The organism is Pseudomonas flavescens (assembly GCF_013408425.1).
Lineage (GTDB): Bacteria > Pseudomonadota > Gammaproteobacteria > Pseudomonadales > Pseudomonadaceae > Aquipseudomonas > Aquipseudomonas fulva_A.
Genome location: NZ_JACBYV010000001.1, coordinates 4,499,662 through 4,519,412, shown reverse-complemented (window position 1 = coordinate 4,519,412; position 19,751 = coordinate 4,499,662). Strand labels below are relative to the sequence as shown.

At 63.9% G+C, this 19,751-nt stretch carries 16 protein-coding genes; 9 read left to right on the top strand and 7 right to left on the bottom strand.

From position 1 onward, the window contains the following. Positions 1-150: 150 nt before the first annotated feature. Positions 151-864 (bottom strand): murein L,D-transpeptidase catalytic domain family protein, encoded by a 714-nt coding sequence (locus FHR27_RS20280; RefSeq protein WP_042555895.1) that lies wholly within the window; start codon positions 862-864, stop codon positions 151-153. Positions 865-1,016: 152 nt separating this feature from the next. Between FHR27_RS20280 and FHR27_RS20275 the strand changes: the two genes are divergently transcribed. Beyond that, positions 1,017-2,630: a L,D-transpeptidase family protein gene (locus FHR27_RS20275; protein ID WP_179539394.1), complete on the top strand. Its 1,614-nt coding sequence runs from the start codon at positions 1,017-1,019 to the stop codon at positions 2,628-2,630. A gap of 138 nt (positions 2,631-2,768) precedes the next feature. Here the strand turns inward: FHR27_RS20275 and FHR27_RS20270 are convergent, their stop codons facing one another. Further along, a complete protein-coding gene (locus FHR27_RS20270) occupies positions 2,769-3,440 on the bottom strand; it encodes a GntR family transcriptional regulator (protein WP_042555896.1) in 672 nt (223 codons plus the stop codon). Positions 3,441-3,488: 48 nt separating this feature from the next. Continuing rightward, a complete protein-coding gene (locus FHR27_RS20265; protein ID WP_042555989.1) occupies positions 3,489-4,439 on the bottom strand; it encodes a LysR family transcriptional regulator in 951 nt (316 codons plus the stop codon). Positions 4,440-4,627: 188 nt separating this feature from the next. On the opposite strand from FHR27_RS20265, the gene FHR27_RS20260 reads away from it, so the two are divergent. The 7 genes from FHR27_RS20260 (at position 4,628) to FHR27_RS20230 (ending at position 14,185) form a co-directional block, all read left to right on the top strand. Further along, entirely contained in the window at positions 4,628-6,043 is a 1,416-nt protein-coding gene (locus FHR27_RS20260) for an acetyl-CoA carboxylase biotin carboxylase subunit (RefSeq protein ID WP_042555897.1), read from the top strand. Positions 6,044-6,053: 10 nt separating this feature from the next. Next, entirely contained in the window at positions 6,054-7,865 is a 1,812-nt protein-coding gene (gene oadA / locus FHR27_RS20255; RefSeq protein ID WP_179539393.1) for a sodium-extruding oxaloacetate decarboxylase subunit alpha, read from the top strand. Positions 7,866-8,200: 335 nt separating this feature from the next. Further along, on the top strand, positions 8,201-9,415 hold the full coding sequence (locus FHR27_RS20250; RefSeq protein ID WP_179539392.1) for a YeeE/YedE family protein: 1,215 nt from the start codon (positions 8,201-8,203) through the stop codon (positions 9,413-9,415). Beyond that, positions 9,409-10,245, top strand: coding sequence for an alpha/beta hydrolase (locus tag FHR27_RS20245; protein WP_179539391.1), 837 nt, complete (start codon positions 9,409-9,411; stop codon positions 10,243-10,245). Before FHR27_RS20250 ends, FHR27_RS20245 begins: the two co-directional genes overlap by 7 nt. 305 nt (positions 10,246-10,550) lie before the next feature. Then, positions 10,551-11,924: an alanine/glycine:cation symporter family protein gene (locus FHR27_RS20240; RefSeq protein WP_042555901.1), complete on the top strand. Its 1,374-nt coding sequence runs from the start codon at positions 10,551-10,553 to the stop codon at positions 11,922-11,924. Positions 11,925-12,569: 645 nt separating this feature from the next. Further along, entirely contained in the window at positions 12,570-13,697 is a 1,128-nt protein-coding gene (locus FHR27_RS20235) for a saccharopine dehydrogenase family protein (protein WP_179539390.1), read from the top strand. A gap of 2 nt (positions 13,698-13,699) precedes the next feature. Then, positions 13,700-14,185, top strand: coding sequence for a DUF2269 family protein (locus FHR27_RS20230; RefSeq protein WP_042555903.1), 486 nt, complete (start codon positions 13,700-13,702; stop codon positions 14,183-14,185). A 107-nt stretch (positions 14,186-14,292) separates the two neighbouring features. On the opposite strand, the gene FHR27_RS20225 is transcribed toward FHR27_RS20230, so the two are convergent. The 4 genes from FHR27_RS20225 to FHR27_RS20210 all read right to left on the bottom strand — a co-directional run bounded on the left by FHR27_RS20225 (position 14,293) and on the right by FHR27_RS20210 (position 18,235). After that, positions 14,293-15,363, bottom strand: coding sequence for an energy transducer TonB family protein (locus tag FHR27_RS20225; RefSeq protein ID WP_179539389.1), 1,071 nt, complete (start codon positions 15,361-15,363; stop codon positions 14,293-14,295). After that, a complete protein-coding gene (locus FHR27_RS20220; protein WP_257026958.1) occupies positions 15,360-16,010 on the bottom strand; it encodes a hypothetical protein in 651 nt (216 codons plus the stop codon). Before FHR27_RS20220 ends, FHR27_RS20225 begins: the two co-directional genes overlap by 4 nt. A 251-nt stretch (positions 16,011-16,261) precedes the next feature. After that, entirely contained in the window at positions 16,262-17,203 is a 942-nt protein-coding gene (locus tag FHR27_RS20215) for a hypothetical protein (protein WP_179539388.1), read from the bottom strand. A gap of 129 nt (positions 17,204-17,332) precedes the next feature. Next, positions 17,333-18,235: an alpha/beta hydrolase gene (locus FHR27_RS20210; protein ID WP_042555905.1), complete on the bottom strand. Its 903-nt coding sequence runs from the start codon at positions 18,233-18,235 to the stop codon at positions 17,333-17,335. A gap of 215 nt (positions 18,236-18,450) precedes the next feature. Between FHR27_RS20210 and FHR27_RS20205 the strand changes: the two genes are divergently transcribed. Further along, positions 18,451-19,701, top strand: a complete 1,251-nt coding sequence (locus FHR27_RS20205) for an MFS transporter (RefSeq protein WP_179539387.1) — start codon at positions 18,451-18,453, stop codon at positions 19,699-19,701. The last annotated feature ends 50 nt before the right edge of the window (positions 19,702-19,751 follow it).

Genomic DNA, 19,751 nt, shown 5'->3' with positions numbered 1-19,751 from the left:
AGCTGCGCCTGTATGCCGATTGAATGGTTACAGGGTGACGCGAGGCGGGCTGCCCGGCTTGAAGGATTTGCGCGGGCGTGATGACGAAATCGGCATAGTGGTCCAGGCCGTTCCTGACGCCCTGCATGGCACCCACCAATCGACCGCGTATCAGCCCTCTTTGGCGCTGACGATGCTCGCGACCAGGCCGGGCTTGCAATTGATGAACGCCGACGACTGCAACCAGCGCTTATCCGGGTAGTACGAAAACATGAATTGGCCGCCCTTGAGGCTGTCTACCACCATGCGGGCGACTTCCGGGCGCACGGCAGGGCAGCCCTGGCTGCGGCCGATTCGGCCCTGGGTCTTGATCCAGGCTGGGTTCACGTAATCCGCCGGGTGTATGACGATGGCGCGCTGGCGGGCAAGATCATTGAAGCCTGGTTCCAGGCCGTCCATGCGCAGCGAGTAGCCGTGCTTGCCGGTATAACTTTCCTGGGTGCGGAACAAGCCGATGCTGGACTGATGGCTGCCTTCGGTATTGGAGAACCGGGTGGCGAAATTTTCACCGGACTGCTGGCCATGGGCGACCAGATCGTGCAGCAGCAAGCGTTTGCTGGTCAGGTCGAAGATCCACAGGCGGCGTTCGCTGGAGGGCTTGGAAAAATCGATGACCGCCAGTCGTTGAGCGGGTACGGCGCCATTATTGATGGCGCAACGCATGGCGTCGATGGCATGGTTGAGTACCTTGCGATTCAATGCCGGTGCTTTGGCAGACAGGCTTTCCAGCAGGGGATCGGGAGCCAGTGTGGCGGCCATCAGGGACGGAACGGGCAATGCCAGGCAAAGAAAGGCTAAGCAAATTCGCTGAATCGTGGTCATCATTTCAAGTCTCTGAGTTTCGGCCATCGATATGTCGAGCCTTCGCCAGGCGATGCGGGCACAACAAAGCCCGCGATTCTAGCAGCCGAAATCTTCTGACCCGCGGGCCAATCCGACGGGCTGTCATTCACTTTGTCGTAAATTGGAGCGGCGCTTTGTTTTCTCCCACTTCATCCGCCGCCTGGGCGTTGGTCCTCACCGCTCCTCTGGCCGTGGCCGATGCCATGCCACCCAGCCCTCTCGAACAGCAGCTCGCCGAACCCAGCCTGACCTGCGTATCGCCGGCCCTGAACCTTACCGCCAAGGATCGCGAATGGCTGGAGCCTTTCTATCTGCTGCGTGGTTCGCAGCCGGTGTGGAGTGAGCAGAACCTGCCCACCTTGCTCGCGCAGTTGGATACGCTGGTCGACGACGGCCTCGAGCCTCGCGCTTACCATCTTGAGCCGCTGCGTGAGCTGGCCGCGGTGGAAAGCCCGTCGCCACGTCTTTCCGCCTGTGTCGAGGTGCTCGCCACCACGGCTTATCTGCAGGCATTGCGTGACCTGGCCTATGGGCGTCTGGAGCAGTCTCAGGTCGAGCCGCTCTGGGAGCCCGAAAGCATGGCCATGGAGCAGAGCCAGGCACCGCTGCTGGCCATCGCCCAGGCGGGGTTGAGCGATCCGGCGCAAGCCTTCGAGCAGGCCCGTCCGGATTTCGGCCCCTACCGGGAGCTGCGTCAGCGCTATGCCGATCTGCGTCGTCAGGCGCTGCCGCAATGGCTGGCGATTCCGGGCGGAACTCTGTTGCGTCCTGGCGCGGTGGACGGGCGCGTGCCCCTGCTCGAGCAGCGCCTGCAACTGCATGGCGATCTTTCCCAGGGCGCCCCGGCATTGGTCGCCGAGGAAACATCGGTGTACTCCACTGCGCTGGTGGAGGCCGTCAAGGCCTTCCAGCGCAACCACCTGCTCAAGCCCGATGGTGTGGTCGGCCCGGGCACGCTGGCCGAGCTGAACCGCTCGGCCAGCGAGCGCATGGATCAGATCCGCATCAACCTGGAGCGCCTGCGCTGGCTGTCCCACGAGATCGAGCCGACCAGCGTACTGATCGACGTGGCTGGCGCCGAAGTGATCTTCCTGCGTGACCATGCGATCGCCTGGCAGGCACGCACTCAGGTTGGCCGCCCGGCCCGGCCGACGCCGTTGCTGCGTTCGCGGATCACTCACCTGACCCTGAACCCGACCTGGACGATTCCACCCACCATCCTGCGCGAGGACAAACTGCCGGAGCTGCGCCGCGACGCCGCCGGCTATCTGGCCGCCAACCATATGCAGGTGATCGATTACGAAGGCAATCCGGTGGATCCGCGTGGCGTCGACTGGGAGCGCCCTGGCCGCGTGATGATTCGTCAGTCTGCTGGCGCTCACAGCCCATTGGGCAAAGTGGCGATCCGCTTCCCAAATCCGTTCTCGGTGTACCTGCACGACACACCGAGCCAGCGCCTGTTCGACAACCTGCCGCGGCTGTTCAGCTCAGGTTGCGTGCGCATCGAGCGGGTGACCGAGCTGGTCGATCAGTTGCTCGCCGAAGCCACTCCAACCGACCGCGCGCGGATCGCCAGGCAGTGGGACAGTGGTCGCACGCTGCGTGCCGATCTGCCGCGCCCGGTACCGATCCTGATGGCGTACTGGACAGCCCAGGTCGGCGCCGACGGGCAGGTGCAGTTCCGCCCCGATATCTACGGCCACGACGCTCGCCTGCTCAAGGCGCTGGATGCGTCGAACCGGATCTAGGGCGTCGCGGTTCGAGGAACCTTTGCAAGGCAGTAGCAAGTGTCCATCGGTTCAGTGTGGGAGCGGGCCACGCCCGCGATCTCGTGAGCCGCAGGTATTTTGCTGAACGGCCGCTTCCGTATGTTTAAGCCTGCCGATTCAACGGTGCTCGGGCAGGTGCTCGAACAGGCTGCGGCAGACGCCGATGATGTGCTGGTCGAGCAGGGTGACCGCCAGTTCGACGTCACGGGCGCGGCAGGCGGCGATGATCTCGCGGTGTTCGCGGTCGGCGCGATCCTTGCCCTCGGAAAGGCTCATCTGCATGCGCAGGTAGCGCTCCAATTTGTCGTGGATGGAGCGGATCAGGCTGACCAGGAACGGACGCTGCGCCGGCTCGTAGAGGCAGGCGTGCAGCTCCCAGTTGAGTTCGGCCCAGCGGCCGATGTCTTCCTCGCCGATGAACTCCTCGCAGATGCGCTCGGCGCGGGCGAAGGTCTCTTCGCTCATGTTGGGAATCGCCAGGCGCAGTACCTTGTCTTCGAGGAGAATGCGCACCTCGAACATCTGCGCCAGCTCCGGCTCGGAGATGCGCGTGACCACCGCTCCCTTGTTGCGCTGGAACACCACCAGCCCTTCGGCTTCCAGGCGCTTGAGCGCCTCGCGCACGGGAATCTTGCTGACGTTGAACAGCTTGGCGATGTCGTCCTGACGCACCGGCTCGTCTTCGGCGAAATGGCCGGAGACGATGGCATCGCGCAGGTGCTTGGTGATCACCTCGGAAGCGGACGGGGTGATGCCCAGATTCGGGGCGTTCAGGGGAGGTAATGGCACGCTGAGGCACCCGCTAGGTGAGGGTTTTGGATATCATATACGAAATCCCTACAGCGAATTGCTCGCGCCGCTGAATTGCTCGGCCAGAGCGCCAATCTGCGTGCGCTCGTTACGCACGAAATTGAAGAACGCCTGGGCGACAGGCGACAGGTATTTGCCCCGCGGATGCACCACGCACCAGCTGCGCAACAACGGCAGTTCGGCTACCGGTAACTCGCGCAGCACGCCCAGTTGCAGTTCGCGACGCACGGCATGGCGCGGTATCAGGGCCAGGCCCAGCCCGGCGATCACCCCCTCGCGCTGCCCCTCCATGGAGCCCACCTCTTGCAACTGGGCGAAATGTGCACGCTTCTGGTGACAGTACTCTTCACAGGCTCGCCGGGTGCCCGAGCCAGGTTCGCGCACCAGCAATGGCCAGGCACACAGGTCCTGTAACTGCAACGATCGTGCCTGGCTCAGCGGGTGATCAGCGGGCGCCACGGCGATGATCGGGTTGTTCAGGAAGGGCAGAAACTCCAGGGACATGTCCGCCGGCACCTGGGACATGATCAGCAGGTCGTCCCGGTTGGCGCTCAGTCGCCTGACCGCCTGGGCGTGATTGACCACGGTCAGTTGCAGGCTGACTTCCGGATGCTCGCGGCGAAAGGCGGCGAACAGATGCGGCATGAAGTACTTGGCGCTGGACTCGATGGCCAGGCTCAGTTGGCCCTGCAGCGAGCCCTTGAGATCGGCCAGCTGCATGTCCAGGCTTTCCAGGCGGCCGAAAATGTCTTCGCTGGCGCGCTGCAGGGCTTCGGCTGCCTCGGTCAGGTACAGCCTCTTGCCGACGTAATCGAACAGCGGCTGATCGAGCAGCTCCTCGAGCTGGCGGATCTGCAGACTCACTGCTGGCTGGGTCAGGGCCATTTCTTCAGCGGCGCGGCTGTACGAGCGGTTGTCGCACACCGACCGAAACACCTGAAGTTGACGAAAGGTCATACGTAACAATGACTTGCGAATTTTATTCACCACTCCAGTGGATTCTTGTTCGCCCAGCATAAGTTTTTACTTATGCATGACCCAATAAATATTGATTTTGGTTAATTGTTACAGCCGAGTAGGGTTAAGACTGAAGCCGGGGTGGAGTTATCCGGTCATATCTCGACCCTTAAAGGGTTGCCTGTTCACGTGATCGAGGATGCTGGCTCGTGATCAAGAAAATCCTGATAGCCAACCGTGGCGAGATCGCGGTCCGTATCGTGCGGGCCTGCGCCGAAATGAACATTCGGTCGGTGGCCATCTATTCGGATGCCGACCGCCAGGCCTTGCACGTCAAGCGTGCCGACGAGGCCTATGGCATTGGCGACGACCCTTTGGCGGGTTACCTGAACCCGCGCAAGCTGGTGAACCTCGCCGTGGAAACCGGCTGCGACGCGCTGCACCCCGGCTACGGCTTTCTCTCCGAGAACGCCGAGCTGGCAGAAATCTGCGCCTCACGCGGCATCAGGTTCATCGGCCCGAGCGCCGAGGTCATCCGCCGCATGGGCGACAAGACCGAGGCCCGGCGCAGCATGATCAAGGCCGGCGTGCCGGTGACGCCGGGCACCGAGGGCAACGTGGCGGATATCGCCGAGGCGCTGCGCGAAGGTGATCGCATCGGCTACCCGGTGATGCTCAAGGCCACCTCCGGTGGCGGTGGGCGGGGCATACGTCGCTGCAACAGCCGCGAGGAACTGGAGCAGGCGTTCCCGCGGGTGATCTCCGAGGCCACCAAGGCGTTTGGCTCGGCCGAGGTGTTTCTCGAGAAGTGCATCGTCAACCCGAAGCACATCGAGGCGCAGATTCTCGGCGACAGCTTCGGCAACGTGGTGCACCTGTTCGAGCGCGATTGCTCGATCCAGCGGCGCAACCAGAAGCTCATCGAAATCGCCCCCAGCCCGCAACTGACCCCGGAGCAGCGCGCCTACATCGGTGACCTCGCCGTGCGCGCCGCCCAGGCGGTGGGCTACGAGAACGCCGGTACCGTGGAGTTCCTGCTCGCCGAGGGCGAGGTGTACTTCATGGAGATGAATACCCGGGTGCAGGTGGAACACACCATCACCGAGGAAATCACCGGCATCGACATCGTTCGCGAGCAGATCCGCATCGCCTCCGGCCTGCCGCTTTCCATCAAGCAGGAAGACATCCAGTACCGCGGCTTCGCCCTGCAATTCCGGATCAACGCCGAGGACCCGCGCAACAACTTCCTGCCGTCGTTCGGCAAGATCACCCGCTACTACGCGCCTGGCGGCCCGGGCGTGCGCACCGACACGGCGATCTACACCGGCTACACCATCCCGCCGTATTACGACTCCATGTGCCTGAAACTGATCGTCTGGGCGCTGACCTGGGAAGAGGCCCTGGCCCGTGGCTCCCGTGCACTGGACGACATGCGCGTGCAGGGCGTGAAGACCACCGCCACCTACTACCAGCAGATTCTCGCCAACGACGAATTTCGCAGTGGGCGCTTCAACACCAGCTTCGTCGACAACCATCCCGAGCTGCTGAACTACTCGATCAAACGCAAGCCGGGCGAACTGGCCCTGGCCATCGCCGCCGCCATCGCCGCCCATGCCGGCCTGTGAGGAACACACCATGACAAGAAAGATCACGGTCACCGACACCATCCTGCGCGACGCCCACCAGTCCCTGCTGGCCACCCGCATGCGCACCGAAGACATGCTGCCGATCTGCGACAAGCTCGACAAGGTCGGCTACTGGTCGCTGGAAGTCTGGGGCGGCGCGACGTTCGACGCCTGCGTGCGCTTCCTCAAGGAGGACCCGTGGGAGCGCCTGCGCGAGCTGCGTGCGGCACTGCCCAATACCCGCCTGCAGATGCTCCTGCGCGGGCAGAACCTGCTCGGTTATCGCCATTACAGCGATGACGTGGTCAGCGCCTTCGTTGCCAAGGCGGCGGAGAACGGCATCGACGTGTTCCGCATCTTCGATGCCATGAACGATGTGCGTAACCTGCGCGTTGCCATCGAAGCGGTGAAGACCGCCGGCAAGCACGCCCAGGGCACCATCGCCTACACCACCAGCCCGGTGCACACCGTCGATGCCTTCGTCGCCCAGGGCAAGGCCATGCAGGCCATGGGCATCGACTCCATCGCCATCAAGGACATGGCCGGTCTGCTCACGCCTTACGCCACGGCCGATCTGGTCAAAGCGCTGAAAGCCGAGATCGATCTGCCGGTATTTATCCACAGCCACGACACCGCGGGCCTGGGTTCGATGTGCCAGCTCAAGGCCATCGAGGCGGGCGCCGATCATATCGACACGGCCATTTCCAGCTTCGCCTGGGGCACCAGCCATCCCGGTACCGAGTCCATGGTCGCCGCGCTCAAGGGCAGCGAATACGACACCGGCCTGGACCTCTCGCTGATCCAGGAAATCGGCATGTACTTCCACGCGGTGCGCAAGAAGTACCACCAGTTCGAGAGCGAATTCACGGCGGTCGACACCCGGGTGCAGGTCAATCAGGTGCCGGGCGGAATGATTTCCAACCTGGCCAACCAGCTCAAGGAGCAGGGCGCGCTGAACCGCATGAACGAAGTGCTGGCGGAGATTCCGCGGGTGCGTGAAGACCTCGGCTTTCCGCCTCTGGTCACGCCCACTTCGCAGATCGTCGGCACCCAGGCGTTCTTCAACGTGCTCGCCGGCGAGCGCTACAAGACCATCACCAACGAGGTGAAGCTCTACCTGCAGGGCGGCTACGGCCAGGCGCCGGGCAAGGTCAACGAAACGCTGCGCAAGCAGGCCATCGGCAGTGAAGAAGTGATCGACGTGCGCCCGGCCGATCTGCTCAAGCCGGAGATGGACAAGCTGCGCGGGCAGATCGGCGACCTGGCCAAGTCCGAGGAGGACGTGCTGACCTTCGCCATGTTCCCGGATATCGGCCGCAAGTTTCTCGAGGAGCGCGAAGCCGGCAGCCTGCAACCCGAGGCGCTGCTGCCGATTCCCGATGGCAGCGGCGTGGCGGCAGCCGGCGGGGCTGGCGTACCGACCGAATTCATCATCGACGTGCACGGCGAAAGTTACCGCGTGGATATCACCGGCGTCGGTGTGAAGGGCGAGGGCAAGCGGCACTTCTACCTGTCCATCGACGGCATGCCCGAAGAGGTGGTGTTCGAAGCGCTCAACGACTACGTCGCCGGCGGCACCGGCAGCAAGCGCCGCACCGCCAGTGCGCCGGGTGACGTGAGCACCAGCATGCCGGGCAATATCGTCGACGTACTGGTCAAGGAGGGCGACACCGTGAAGGCGGGACAGGCCGTGCTGATCACCGAAGCGATGAAGATGGAAACCGAAGTGCAGGCGCCGATCGCCGGCACCGTCAAGGCCGTGCACGTGGCCAAGGGCGACCGGGTCAACCCGGGCGAGGTGCTGATCGAAGTCGAGGCCTGACTGCCCACCGTTTTACCTCTGGGGGCCGAACCAGGCTGTGTGAAAACTACTGCGCTCGTTCATGCGGCGTCAAAAGCCGGCTCAAAATGCTCGTTTACACCTCGTAAACTGCACTTTTCGCCGATTTTTGCCTTGCCTGACCTTCGCTCGCTACGTTTTCACATGGCCTGGAACGGCCCCTTTTTTTGCTTGGTGTGATCTGCGGCGGTGCATTGACCAGCCGCTTATAGCGCGACGAAATGGGCACTGCATGAGTCGGTCTAACCAATGACTGCCATGGCGCTTGGGAAAGGCTAAAATAACCGACCGTTTCAATTGGTTATTCGAAGGTCTATATGAGTTTGTCCATTCCTGCCACCGCGCCGGCCAATCGTCCAGGCACGCCGCTGGTCGCCATCGCGCTGCTGCTGGCTGGCGCCCTGGCCCTCACCTTCGCGGTGAGTGGCCGTCAGGCGCTGCTGTTCATCGTCGGTGGTGCTCTGGGCCTTGTGCTCTATCACGCGGCATTCGGTTTCACCTCGGCCTGGCGCGTGCTGCTCAACGAGCGCCGCGGCGCCGGCCTGCGCGCGCAGATGGTGATGCTGGCGATTGCCGTGCTGCTGTTCTTCCCGGCGCTGTCTGTGGGCACGCTGTTCGGTGAGCCGGTCAAGGGACTGGTAGCGCCGGCAGGTACTTCGGTGATCGTCGGTGCTTTCATCTTCGGCATCGGCATGCAGTTGGGCGGTGGGTGTGCGTCCGGCACGCTGTTCACCGTGGGCGGTGGCAATGCGCGGATGCTGGTGACGCTGCTGTTCTTCATCATCGGTGGCGTTAGCGCGACTCATCATCTGGAGTGGTGGTCGGCCCTGCCAAGCCTGCCGCCGACCTCCATCGTCACTAGCCTGGGTCTGGTGCCCGCGCTGCTGGTCAGCCTCGCGTTATTCGCTGCCATCGCGGCAATCAGCGCCCGTCTGGAGCTGCGCCGGCATGGCAGCCTGGAGCGTGCGGCTCCGAGTGAGCAGCAGGGCTGGCAACGTTTCCTGCGTGGCCCCTGGCCGCTGATCTGGGGCGCGGTGCTGCTGGCGCTGCTCAACTTCGCCACCCTGGCGCTGGCCGGTCGCCCATGGGGCATCACGTCGGCATTCGCGCTGTGGGGCGCCAAGGTGCTGCAGGGCTCCGGTATCGACGTTTCCGCCTGGGCGTTCTGGCAGCAACCGGGCAATGCGCAGGCGCTTGCCGCACCGCTTTGGGAGGACATCACCACGGTGATGGATATCGGTATCGTCATCGGCGCACTGCTGGCCGCTGGCCTGGCCGGGCGCTTCGCACCGAACCTGAATATTCCGCTGCGTTCGCTGATCGCGGCGGTGATCGGTGGCCTGCTGCTCGGCTACGGCTCGCGTCTGGCCTATGGGTGCAATATCGGCGCCTACTTCAGCGGTATCGCCTCCGGCAGCCTGCACGGCTGGCTCTGGCTGGTGGCAGCGTTCATCGGCAATGGCGTGGGCGTGCGTCTGCGGCCATTGTTCTTTCCCGACGAGCGCCGTGAGGAGAAGCTGACGGGATGCTGATGGCCAGCCGCGCGAGCTCGGGCGCGCTGCTTCTTGGCGTATTGCTGAGCGTTGCATTGAGCGGCTGCCAATCCCCGCTGCAACAGCTCGACGAGTTGGCGGGCAAGCAGGATCAACGCCTGCAAACCCTCGACAGCACGCCCTTTCCGTTGCTCCTGAGCGCGCCAGGCAGAGCGCTGTCCACCTCGCGGATTCGGGTGTATCTGGAAGGCGATGGTCAGGCCTGGGCGACCCGTTCGCAGCCCAGCCTCGACCCTTCTCCCCGTGACCTGCTGGTGGCTCGTCTGGCGTTCGCCGATCCCACACCGAGCCTGTACCTGGCGCGGCCCTGTCAGTTCGTGCGCAGCGATGCCTGCGACACCGCGCTGTGGACGGATCGGCGCTTTGGCAGCGAGGTGCTGGCCAGCCTCGACGGTGCCCTCAATCTCATCAAGACGCGCTACGGCAACCGTGACTTCGAACTGGTCGGCTACTCCGGTGGCGCGGCCCTGGCCCTGTTGCTCGCCGCCCGCCGTGATGATGTCGCCAGCGTGCAGACGCTCGCGGGCAACCTGAGCCCGCGTCGTTGGGTGCAGGTGCGCCAGTTGAGCCCGTTGACCGGCTCGCTGGAGCCGCTGGATTACCGTGAGCGGCTGACGCATGTGGCGCAACGTCACCTGGTGGGCGACGATGATCGCGTGGTACCGGCCGAAGTCCTGCGCGAGTACCTCGATGGCCTTGGCGAGGCGCGGTGCGTGGAGGCCGTCAGCCTTGCGCAGGTGTCGCACCGCGACGGCTGGGAGGCCGCCTGGGCACAGTGGCGGCAGCTGCCGTTGCAGTGCGCTCAATGACCTCTGGCGAAACCCGGGTGGGCGAGGCGAACGCCTGATTCGGTGCGCCGCTGCAGCTAAATTCCCCGTTTTTTCGGCCCCTCTCGCGGGCAAGTTGTTATAGCCTTGCCCTCCTGGCAACAATCGGCCCCGTCGCAATCGATTGATTCGCCTAACATTTCGTTACGTTCCCAGGGTTCGTAACGCTGCCGCCCAAGGCTGCACGGACGCATCTGCGTTCATCCCTCGACATCCCGTGCTACCAGCCCGGGTGCCGTTCCTGCCGGCCACGAGCCGCACCGGATAGAACAAGAAGGATATCCTCGATGGAACAATTTCTCGCTGTACTCTCGGCCATCAGTGGTTTTATCTGGGGCCCGTTTCTGCTCATCCCCCTGCTGCTGCTCACGGGTCTGTACCTGACCATTCGCCTGCGTGGCATCCAGTTCCGCGTGCTCGGCCACGCCTTCTGGCTGGCTTTCGTCAAACGCAAGGAAAAGGGTGACGTACCCGGTGACGTTTCTCACTATCAGGCTCTGGCCACCGCGCTGGCGGCGACCATCGGCGTCGGCAATATCGCCGGGGTGGCGACTGCCATCGGCATCGGTGGCCCGGGCGCGCTGTTCTGGATGTGGATGACCGGCCTGGTCGGCATGGCCACCAAGTACTCCGAAGCCTTGTTGGGCGTGAAGTACCGGGTCACCGATGCCAGGGGCGAGCAGAGTGGCGGGCCGATGTACTACCTGACCCGTGGTGTCGGCGGCACCCTGGGCAAGAGCCTGGGCATCGCCTTCGCGATTTTCGGCGCGATTGCCTCGTTCGGGATCGGCAACATGGTGCAGGCCAACACCGCCGCCCATCAGCTTCATGACACCTGGGGCATTTCGCCGACCGCCACCGGCTTGGTGATGGCCATTGCGACTGCCGTGGTGATCATCGGCGGGATCAAGAGCATCGGGCGTTTCGCCGCGGGCGTGGTGCCGGTGATGATCGTCCTCTACATCATCAGCAACGTCGCCGTGCTGGTGGTGTTCGCCGACCGTCTGCCGGACGCCATCGTGCTGGTCTTCACCGATGCGTTCAGTGGCAGCGCGGCGGCCGGTGGTTTCCTTGGCTCCAGCATTATCCTGGCCGTGCAGATGGGCGTGGCGCGGGGCATCTTTTCCAACGAGTCGGGCCTGGGGACCGGTGCCATCGCCGCGGCAGCGGCGAAAACCGACAAGCCGGTGCGCCAGGCCATGGTCTCGATGACCCAGACCTTTCTCGACACCCTGGTAATGGTGACCTTCACCGCCTTTGCGATCATCGTCACCGGCGCCTGGACCCAGGAGGGTCTCAAGGGCGCGCCGATGACCGCCTGGGCGCTGGAGCAGGGCCTCGGCGGCGGTTGGGGTATCTATACGGTGACCATCGGTGTGCTGGTCTATGCCTACACCACCATCCTCGGCTGGTCGTATTACGGCGAGCGCTGCATGGAACGGCTGATGGGCCGCGTCGCGGTGATGCCGTACCGGCTGATCTTCTCGGTGGTGGTGTTCGTCGGAGCGGTAACTTCGCTGGAGGTGGTGTGGACCTTCTCCGACATCGCCAACGGCCTGATGGCGCTGCCCAACCTGATCGGCCTGTTGCTGCTCTCCGGCATCGTGGTCAAGGAAACCCGCGATTACATGAGCCGCAAGAACTGGAAGACCGAGGACTGATTCTCTCCTGTAGGCGCCGGCGGCGTTGACGTTCACGCTGGCGTCGAGGGTGAGAGCGCTTCGCTGGCAAGCCAGCTCCTACGGGGTACCGGTATGTGGCAAGGACCTATTGCCAATGCGGGCTGTGTAGGAGCCGGCTCACCGGCGCTGGCGGCGGTGGAATTCACGCTGACGTCGAGGGTGAGACCGCTTTGCTGGCAAGCCAGCTCCTACGGGGTACCGGTATGCGGCAAGGACCGCTTGCCAATGCGGGCTGTGTAGGAGCCGGCGCATCGGCGCTGGCGGCGGTGGAATCCACGCTGACGTCGAGGGTGAGAGCGCTTCGCTGGCAAGCCAGCTCCTACGGGGTACCGGTATGCGGCAAGGACCGCTTGCCAATGCGGGTTGTGTAAGAGCCGGCGCACCGGCGCTGGCGGCGGTGGAATTCACGCTGACGTCGAGGGTGAGAGCGCTTCGCTGGCAAGCCAGCTCCTACGGGGTACTGGTATGCGGCAAGGACCGCTTGCCAATACGGGCTGTGTAGGAACCGGCTTGCCGGCGATTGCCGTCGCCTTTTCCGCCAGCTTGCTTCGTTAAGGCTGATCGGTGAACCTTGGCCCGCTCCGCTGAGGGGCGGACTCGAGCGGCTTGTCCAAGGGAGATGAAATGGCTTTGCGGATCATGGTGATTGGCGCCTACGGGAATTTTGGCAGCATCATCAGCGACCATCTGAGTCGCATGCCCGGCGTGGAGATGGTCATCACGGGCCGCGATGCGCAGAAGCTGCAGGCGCGGCTCGCGGTATTGAATGCTCAGGCACCGTCGCCCGCGCGCAGCTGGTGTGGCGATGCCATGGCGGCGGGCTTTGCAGAGGCGCTGCAGGATCTGGGCATCGATTGGGTGATTCATACCGGTGGGCCGTTTCAGGGGCAGCCCTATAGCGTCGCCGAGGCGTGTATCGGAGCGGGTGTCAACTACTGCGATCTCGCCGACTGTCGCGCCTTCGTCAACGGTATCGCCAGGCTCGACGAGCGGGCCCGGCAGGCCGGTGTGGCGATTCTCAGTGGATGCAGCTCGGTGCCCAGTCTGTCGTCGGCGATCATCGATGAACACCGCGCGGGTTTCGCCCGTATCGACCGCATCGCGCACGGCATCTCCTCGTCGGCCAAGATGCCTGGCCTGTCCACTGTAGAAGGCGTGCTGGCCTATGCCGGTCGGCCCATTCGCCAGCTCAGCAATGGCCGTATTCATGAAGTCACGGGTTGGCAGGACCTGTCCTTGCGCACCATGCCGCATCTGGGCACGCGCCTGCTGGCCAATGTGGATGTGCCGGACATGGACATCTTCGCGCAGCGCTATGGCGCTCATACGCTGTCGTTCAAGGCGGGGCTGGGTCTCAAGCTGGGCGGTGTGGCCAATGCCCTGCTGGCCCAGATGGTGAAGATCGGTCTGGTGCGTGACACCCTGCCATGGGCCAGGCGTTTGCACCGCTGGGGCACGTGGTTCGAGCGCTTCGGTGATGGCATGAGCGCCATGTATGTCGACGTGCAGGGCGTCGATCACCAGGCCCGGCCTCTGACCCTGACCGCCCAGCTCACCGCCCGCAATGACAAGGGGCCGGAGATCCCCAGTTGCGCCGCGGTCGCTCTCGCCGCCAAGGTCGCCAGTGGTTACCGACCAGCTCCCGGTGCACGGCCCTGCGTTGGAGAAATCACCGTCGCCGAATACCTGGCGGCCATTGACGAGCCGGATAACGTGCAACTGGCCGTCGACTTCTCTCACGCGGTGGTTTGAGCATGGACTACCTGCAGCTCAAGTACCTGCACGTCATCGCCGCAGTGTTCCTGTTCGGCTTCGGCATGGGCTCGTACCTGTACATGATCGCCGCCAGCCGAACCGGCGATGCCCGGGTCATCGCCCAGGTGGTGAAGATGGTGGTGCGTTTCGACACCTGGATCACCACCCCGGCCGGCGTGCTGCAAGTGCTCACCGGTTACGCCATGACCCGAGTGGCCGGCATGCCGCTGTCCAGCGACTGGCTGCTGAGCTCCATACTGATCATGGTCTGCGTTGGCGCGCTGTGGTTGCCGGTGCTGGTGCTGCAGCATCGCCTGCAGCGCCTGGCTGCCGACTCTGCCGAGCGTGGCGAAGCGCTGGGTGAACGCTACCGGGCGCTCTACCGCGCCTGGTTCTGGATGGGGGTGGCGGGTTTTTCGGGAATGTTCGTGATCGTGTGGATCATGGTGACCAAGAGCACGCCCTGGCATTGGCTGGCTATCTAGCTGGCCAGCCTGCGGATGAGGTCATCGGCTATCCGCGGGCCATGCTCTGCGATGCGCGGCGAAGTGGCCGATACTCGATCAGCTCACTCCGCATTGCATGGCTTCAGTTACCTGCCGGTCACGCCCTGAGCAGCCGTTTCCTTTTTGATCCCTTCGGATACGTAATGCCAGTACAGGGCCTCCGGGTTGGCTCTGCATTGCTCGATGATCCACGGCAGCGCGCGCGTGAAGGCTTTGTCGACCCCGGCTGCCGACGAGCTCTTCTGCTGACGCAACTCGGTGAGAAACAGCAGCGCCGAAGTCTGCTGAAAGGTGGCCAGGTCACTGGACGGCTTGCCGGGTGAGGTGTGCTCGAACTGCTGCAACTCGCTCATGACCTGTGCGCAGCTTTGCTCCTGGGTGCTCAGGATGGATTGCGGCCTGAGCACGAAGCTGTGGCTCACCGGTTGTGTTGATGGGGCCTGTGGGCTGGCGGTCCAGGGCTGATAGCGCCATTTCTGCACGGCAGTTTCAACCACGGAGAGAACCAGGTCCGGCGCTTCACCGCTGGCCTTCACATCGCTGACCGAACCATCGGCGTGCACCTGGAACGTCGCCGTTACCCTCGTGCGCTGTTGCAGGCTTGCCGGTGCTACCGGCATGGGCATCTGCAGCGGCTTGAGTGGCGTCACGGCGAACAGGGCCGCATCGGCCTGGGCGCGGGCGACGAAGTTGTCGATGATGAGGCGGACATTGTCGCCGCGGCCGTCCGGGTGGACGAACAGGCCGTTGTAATGCGAGGTCGTGTTGTCGATGCGGTAGGTCGCGACTTCCTGGTGGCCGCGGGTTACCCGAAACGTCAGCTCCAAGTCCCAGGAAATGGGCGCCGGGATGATGAACAGGCTGAAGGCGCTGAGGAACTGAATGGGGACGTTGCTGAGGCCATAATAGTCGCCAACCGACAGCACCTGAATGTTGTACCCACCCGGATCGAAACCTTCGCGTACCTGTTCGAAGGCACCCAGGCTGCGCATGTGATTACGGATCAGCGTGCCGGGGACCGATCCCAGGGTCTGCACGCTCACCTGCGGTAGCGTCAGGTCGTGGTCCAGCGTCGGTGTGCTGAGGGTGTGGTTGACCTGGCAGCCGCCCAGGAACATCAGCAGGCCAATGCCAAGTATGCGTAGCTTGCCGTTCATCTGAGCTGCCCCGAAAGAACCGATTTGAAGATTGCGGCATTCTCGGTGTCGCTATCGAACATGGCGGGATAGGCGCCATCCATGTGCTTCAGCTCGAGTACTTGCAGCGGTGGCAATTCGGGGTGCTTGCTGGTGACCAGGGCCTGATCACGCTCGGCGTGGTAGCTGTGGATAAACGAGCACCTGGCGTTGAGGTCAATGCAGGCGGCACGGAAGTCGCCTATGTAGTAAGCCTTGCCGGGCTCCAGCTGGAGTGGGATGGAGAAGTCTTCGCGCTTCCATCCGGTACCGTCGCCGCGACGAAACAGCACGTTGTACAGTTCGTAGCGACCGGGTTTGAGTGGCATCACGAACAGCGTACCGATGCCGCGGCGGCCATCGCGGATATCCCGCGTGGTACGCAGATGAACGTTGTTGCGCAGACGTGCGGAGGCTGAACCGCCGCCGCCCTTCTGGCGTAGCAGGATGCTTTGTTCGTGGGGCGAGTACTTGGCATCCGGCCAGACGCCGACCACGCCGACCAGATAGCTGGTGGCACCGCCTTCGGCAGGGCGAAGGCTCTTGTCGATATCGATGGGCGACAGGCTGTAGCAGCCAACCAGGTTGAGCAGCAGCATAGAGCTGCAGAGATTGCGGAGCAGGGACATCAGTACACTCGCGTGCAGGGCAGCGCCATCGGGTCTGACTGACCGACGGGGCCTGTAATGAACACAAGGTGTGAAGCGAGGGCGTAGCACACCAATCCTTGGCGACATCATTCCAATGTAGCTGGGTGCGATTATAACCAGGCGCCGCTGTCGATTGGCCAGGAAGGCTTCAGATCATGAACGGTTTGGCAGTTGAGCGTGCTGCGCATCATCTGCGTATTGAATCGTGCACCTGATCGTCGATCCGCCGCTCACGGGGTGGATTTCAGTCGCGCCGTGATCGCCACGCGCAGGCAACCCCAGGCGATCGTGCCGATGATCAGCACCTCGGCGAAACCCACCAGCAGGTTGAACGAGAAGACGAATGGCTGTTCGGCCCAGTAGAAGGTATGCGATCCCGTTCGAAAACCGCTGGCGCGCAGGCGTCCGTTGAATAGCGCAGGCACCAGCACGATGATGTGATTGAGTTCGAACACGGTCAGGAAGGCGCCCAGCAGAGCGCAGAAGCCGCGGGCGGGCGTGCTGAAGGTCTCGTGCTTGTCTGCCGGTGGCGTTGACCCCTTGGCAGCCCTGGCACCTTTGCTGGTTGGCGCCGGTGTCGGCTCGTAGATGGTCCGCGCTTTGACTGTCGCAGGATCGATGACGTCGGTCGGTACTGCCAGCTGCAGGTACTCGGCCAATTCGCGCAGCCATAGTTCAGTGCGTTCGCTGCCCGGTATGACAGGCACGTTGTTGGTCGTCAGCCGGTGCTCGGTGCCGTCGCGCATCACCAGCCACAGTTGCGTATGGGCAGGCTCCGCGCCTTCGCGGCGGCGTAGTTCGAGGCGTTTGGCGGCGTCGATCCGGAAAGCATCGTGCACCCGCTCGCGGCGGCCGAAGAAATTTCGCGTGCGGCGTTTGCCTTCACCGTCGAGTCGCGACAGCAGCAAGCTCTCTCGCATGCCGGTGTAGACCGTGACGACCAGGCCGAGGGCAGGCAACAGCAACAGCCCGAGCACTATCAGCAATGCCGACAGTGGATCCATGCTCGACAAGGGCGAAGAGTCACTGGTAACTGCGAACGCCACGAATGCCACTGGCGCCGCGAATGCGATCGCTCCCATGAGCGGGACTGCGGTATTCATCACCAGATTGCGCGAGTGGATGTGCAGATCGCCCCTCGGGGTGCGTTCGTAGCGATGGCCAATCAGCATGCCGACTTCCTTGTGCGCCACTGTCAGATCGTTCGCAGGGCGGGGCGAGTTGCAAGCAGCGCACAATACCCCAAGCCGCATCTTGTGGTGCTCGCCCTTCAGCCATTCATGCCGGTCTCTGCAGGAACCCTAGCCCCTGCCAACCACCTTCGGCGCGAACAGGGTACGAATCGCTTCCCGGTACTCGCTGCTGCCGGTGCGGAGGCTGTTGTTGTGGTTGCCACCGTCGATCAGCAGCAGGCGCTTGGGTTCGTTGGCGGCCTGATAGAGGCTTTCGCTGAACCGCTGTGGGATATAGCGATCATTGGTGCCGTGGGCGATGAGTACGGGCACCTTGATGTCGCCGATCTTGCTCAGCGAATCGAATTTCTGCGACAGCAGCCAGTGCACCGGTAGCGATGTGTACTCGGCGGCTACTTCGGTCGCCGCGTCGGCCAGGTTGGTGAAGGTCGACTCGATGATCAGCCCGGCCAGCGGCGGTGTGTGGCGATCGCGGCCCAGGGATTCGGTGAGGTTGACCGCTACGGCGCCGCCCAGGGAGTGGCCGTAGACGAAGCGTTTGGCAGGATCAGGCTGCAGTTCGGTGAGACGCTGCCAGGCGATCTCGGCGTCTTCGTAAATGGTGCGCTCGGAGGGCAGTTCGCCGAGGCTCTCGCCAAAACCACGGTAGTCGATGGCCAGTACCGAGAAACCCATGGCGTGCAGCTGCTCGATGCGGAACATCTGGCCGGTGAGGTTCCAGCGCGAGCCGTGCAGGTACAGCAGTGTGGGGGCGTCAGCCTTCTGCGCGGGCCACCACCAGGCGTGAATGTTCTGCTTGTCCCCGAACTGCGGCGCGCTGAGGGTCATTTCCTCGACACCAGCGGGCAGGCCGCTGAACCAGCTGGCGGTGCCCGGTTCGATGCGGAACACCAGTTCGCGCTCCTTCTGTTCCAGCTTGGCGCAGCCGACCGGCAGGCCGACGGCCAGACACAGCAGCAGGCTCAGGCTGAACCAGCGGCGGCGCAGGGTGTGGATAAGTGATGTGGCCATGGATCTCCGCACTGCTCGAAAACGTGACGCCGCGGCCCCTGCACAGGGGCGGCAGCGTGGCGTGAAAGGGTGATAGGCGAGTAGACAGGAGCGCAGCGGCGATGTTCGTCTGGCGCGCGCTTTTCGGGTATCGAGTTGTTACCGGATCATGACATGGCTGCTGCCGCTTTCAAGCCTGCGCTATGCTGCGCCGCTCACATGCTGCGGACTCGTTCATGTCGTCCACGTCTTCCGATCTGCGCCGCCCGGCGGGTGCCACGCTGGTGCTGCTGGCGTCGTTGTACTGCGCTCAGGGTTTACCATCCGGGCTGATCGCCCATGCGCTGCCGGTGCTGCTACGTCAGCACGGCGTGGATCTGGCGCTGATCGGCCTGCTCAAGCTGCTGGCATTGCCCTGGTTGCTCAAGGTGCTGTGGGCGCCCTGGGTGGATCGTCTGTCGTCGCGCCGCCTGGGCCATCATCGTGGCTGGATCCTGCCGCTGCAGAGCGGCGTGCTGCTGATTCTGCTGGCGTTGGCGCTGCTCTCGCCCGATGCCCTGTTCGGCGCCCATCTGCCGCTGCTGCTCGGCCTGCTGGTGCTGGTCAATCTGGCGGCGGCGACCCAGGACATCGCCACCGACGGCCTGACCGTGCGCCTGCTGCCGGAGCGCTGGCGCGGGCTCGGCAACAGCCTGCAGGTCGGTGGCTACAAGGTGGGGATGATCATCAGCGGCAGCGGCCTGTTGCTGGTCATCGACCGCGTCGGCTGGAACCTGTCGCTGCTCTGGCTGGCGGCTCTGCTGGCGTTGACGCTGGTGCCGATCTGGCGCTTCGCTGAAGCGCGCCATCTGCCTCCTCGGGTTGCCGGGGTCGAACCGGTTGGGCCGAGCCTGTTGCTGCACCATTATCGTGGGCTGCTGGCGCTACCGGGCATGGCGTTGTGGCTGGCGGTGGTGCTGACCTTCAAGCTCGGTGACGCACTGGGGTCGCCGATGATCAAACCGATGCTGGTGGATCAGGGCTGGAGCAACGCGGAACTGGGGCAATTGACACTGATCAGCAGCCTGGTCGGCATCGGCGGCGCGCTGCTGGGTGGGCTGCTGTATGCGCGTCTGGGCGTGCTGCGTGCGTTGCTGATCTTCGGCGCGCTGCAGGCGCTGAGCCTTGCCACGTTGGCGCTGCTGGTGAGCCGTGGCGGTGATGCAGCCCTGGTGTACGCGTTGACGCTGTTCGAGCAGGCAGCCGATGGTTTGTCCACGGTGGCCCTGTTTGCCGCGATGATGCGCCAGTGCCGCGCCGGTCACGAGGGTGCCGATTTCACCCTGCAGGCCTCCACGCAGATTCTGCTCGGCGGCTTCGTCGGTGCCGCCAGCGGCGTGCTCGCCAAGGCCCTGGGCTACGACGGTTTGTTCATCTGTGCCGGGGCCCTGGGGCTGGCGGCGCTGGTGTTGGTGTGGCGTTATTTTCGCCGCCACGGCTGGCGTTAGGAGCCCTCGCCTTCCGTAGCCCTGTAGGAGCCGGCTTGCGGTTGATCGCC

What these genes read in the sequence shown, in the direction of transcription:
- FHR27_RS20280 (WP_042555895.1), bottom strand. Translation starts at nt 864, where the DNA reads ATGATGACCACGATTCAGCGAATTTGCTTAGCCTTTCTTTGCCTGGCA.
- oadA (WP_179539393.1), top strand. Translation starts at nt 6,054, where the DNA reads ATGACAAGAAAGATCACGGTCACCGACACCATCCTGCGCGACGCCCAC.
- FHR27_RS20250 (WP_179539392.1), top strand. Translation starts at nt 8,201, where the DNA reads ATGAGTTTGTCCATTCCTGCCACCGCGCCGGCCAATCGTCCAGGCACG.
- FHR27_RS20245 (WP_179539391.1), top strand. Translation starts at nt 9,409, where the DNA reads ATGCTGATGGCCAGCCGCGCGAGCTCGGGCGCGCTGCTTCTTGGCGTA.
- FHR27_RS20240 (WP_042555901.1), top strand. Translation starts at nt 10,551, where the DNA reads ATGGAACAATTTCTCGCTGTACTCTCGGCCATCAGTGGTTTTATCTGG.
- FHR27_RS20235 (WP_179539390.1), top strand. Translation starts at nt 12,570, where the DNA reads ATGGCTTTGCGGATCATGGTGATTGGCGCCTACGGGAATTTTGGCAGC.
- FHR27_RS20230 (WP_042555903.1), top strand. Translation starts at nt 13,700, where the DNA reads ATGGACTACCTGCAGCTCAAGTACCTGCACGTCATCGCCGCAGTGTTC.
- FHR27_RS20225 (WP_179539389.1), bottom strand. Translation starts at nt 15,363, where the DNA reads ATGAACGGCAAGCTACGCATACTTGGCATTGGCCTGCTGATGTTCCTG.
- FHR27_RS20220 (WP_257026958.1), bottom strand. Translation starts at nt 16,010, where the DNA reads ATGTCCCTGCTCCGCAATCTCTGCAGCTCTATGCTGCTGCTCAACCTG.
- FHR27_RS20215 (WP_179539388.1), bottom strand. Translation starts at nt 17,203, where the DNA reads ATGCTGATTGGCCATCGCTACGAACGCACCCCGAGGGGCGATCTGCAC.
- FHR27_RS20210 (WP_042555905.1), bottom strand. Translation starts at nt 18,235, where the DNA reads ATGGCCACATCACTTATCCACACCCTGCGCCGCCGCTGGTTCAGCCTG.
- FHR27_RS20205 (WP_179539387.1), top strand. Translation starts at nt 18,451, where the DNA reads ATGTCGTCCACGTCTTCCGATCTGCGCCGCCCGGCGGGTGCCACGCTG.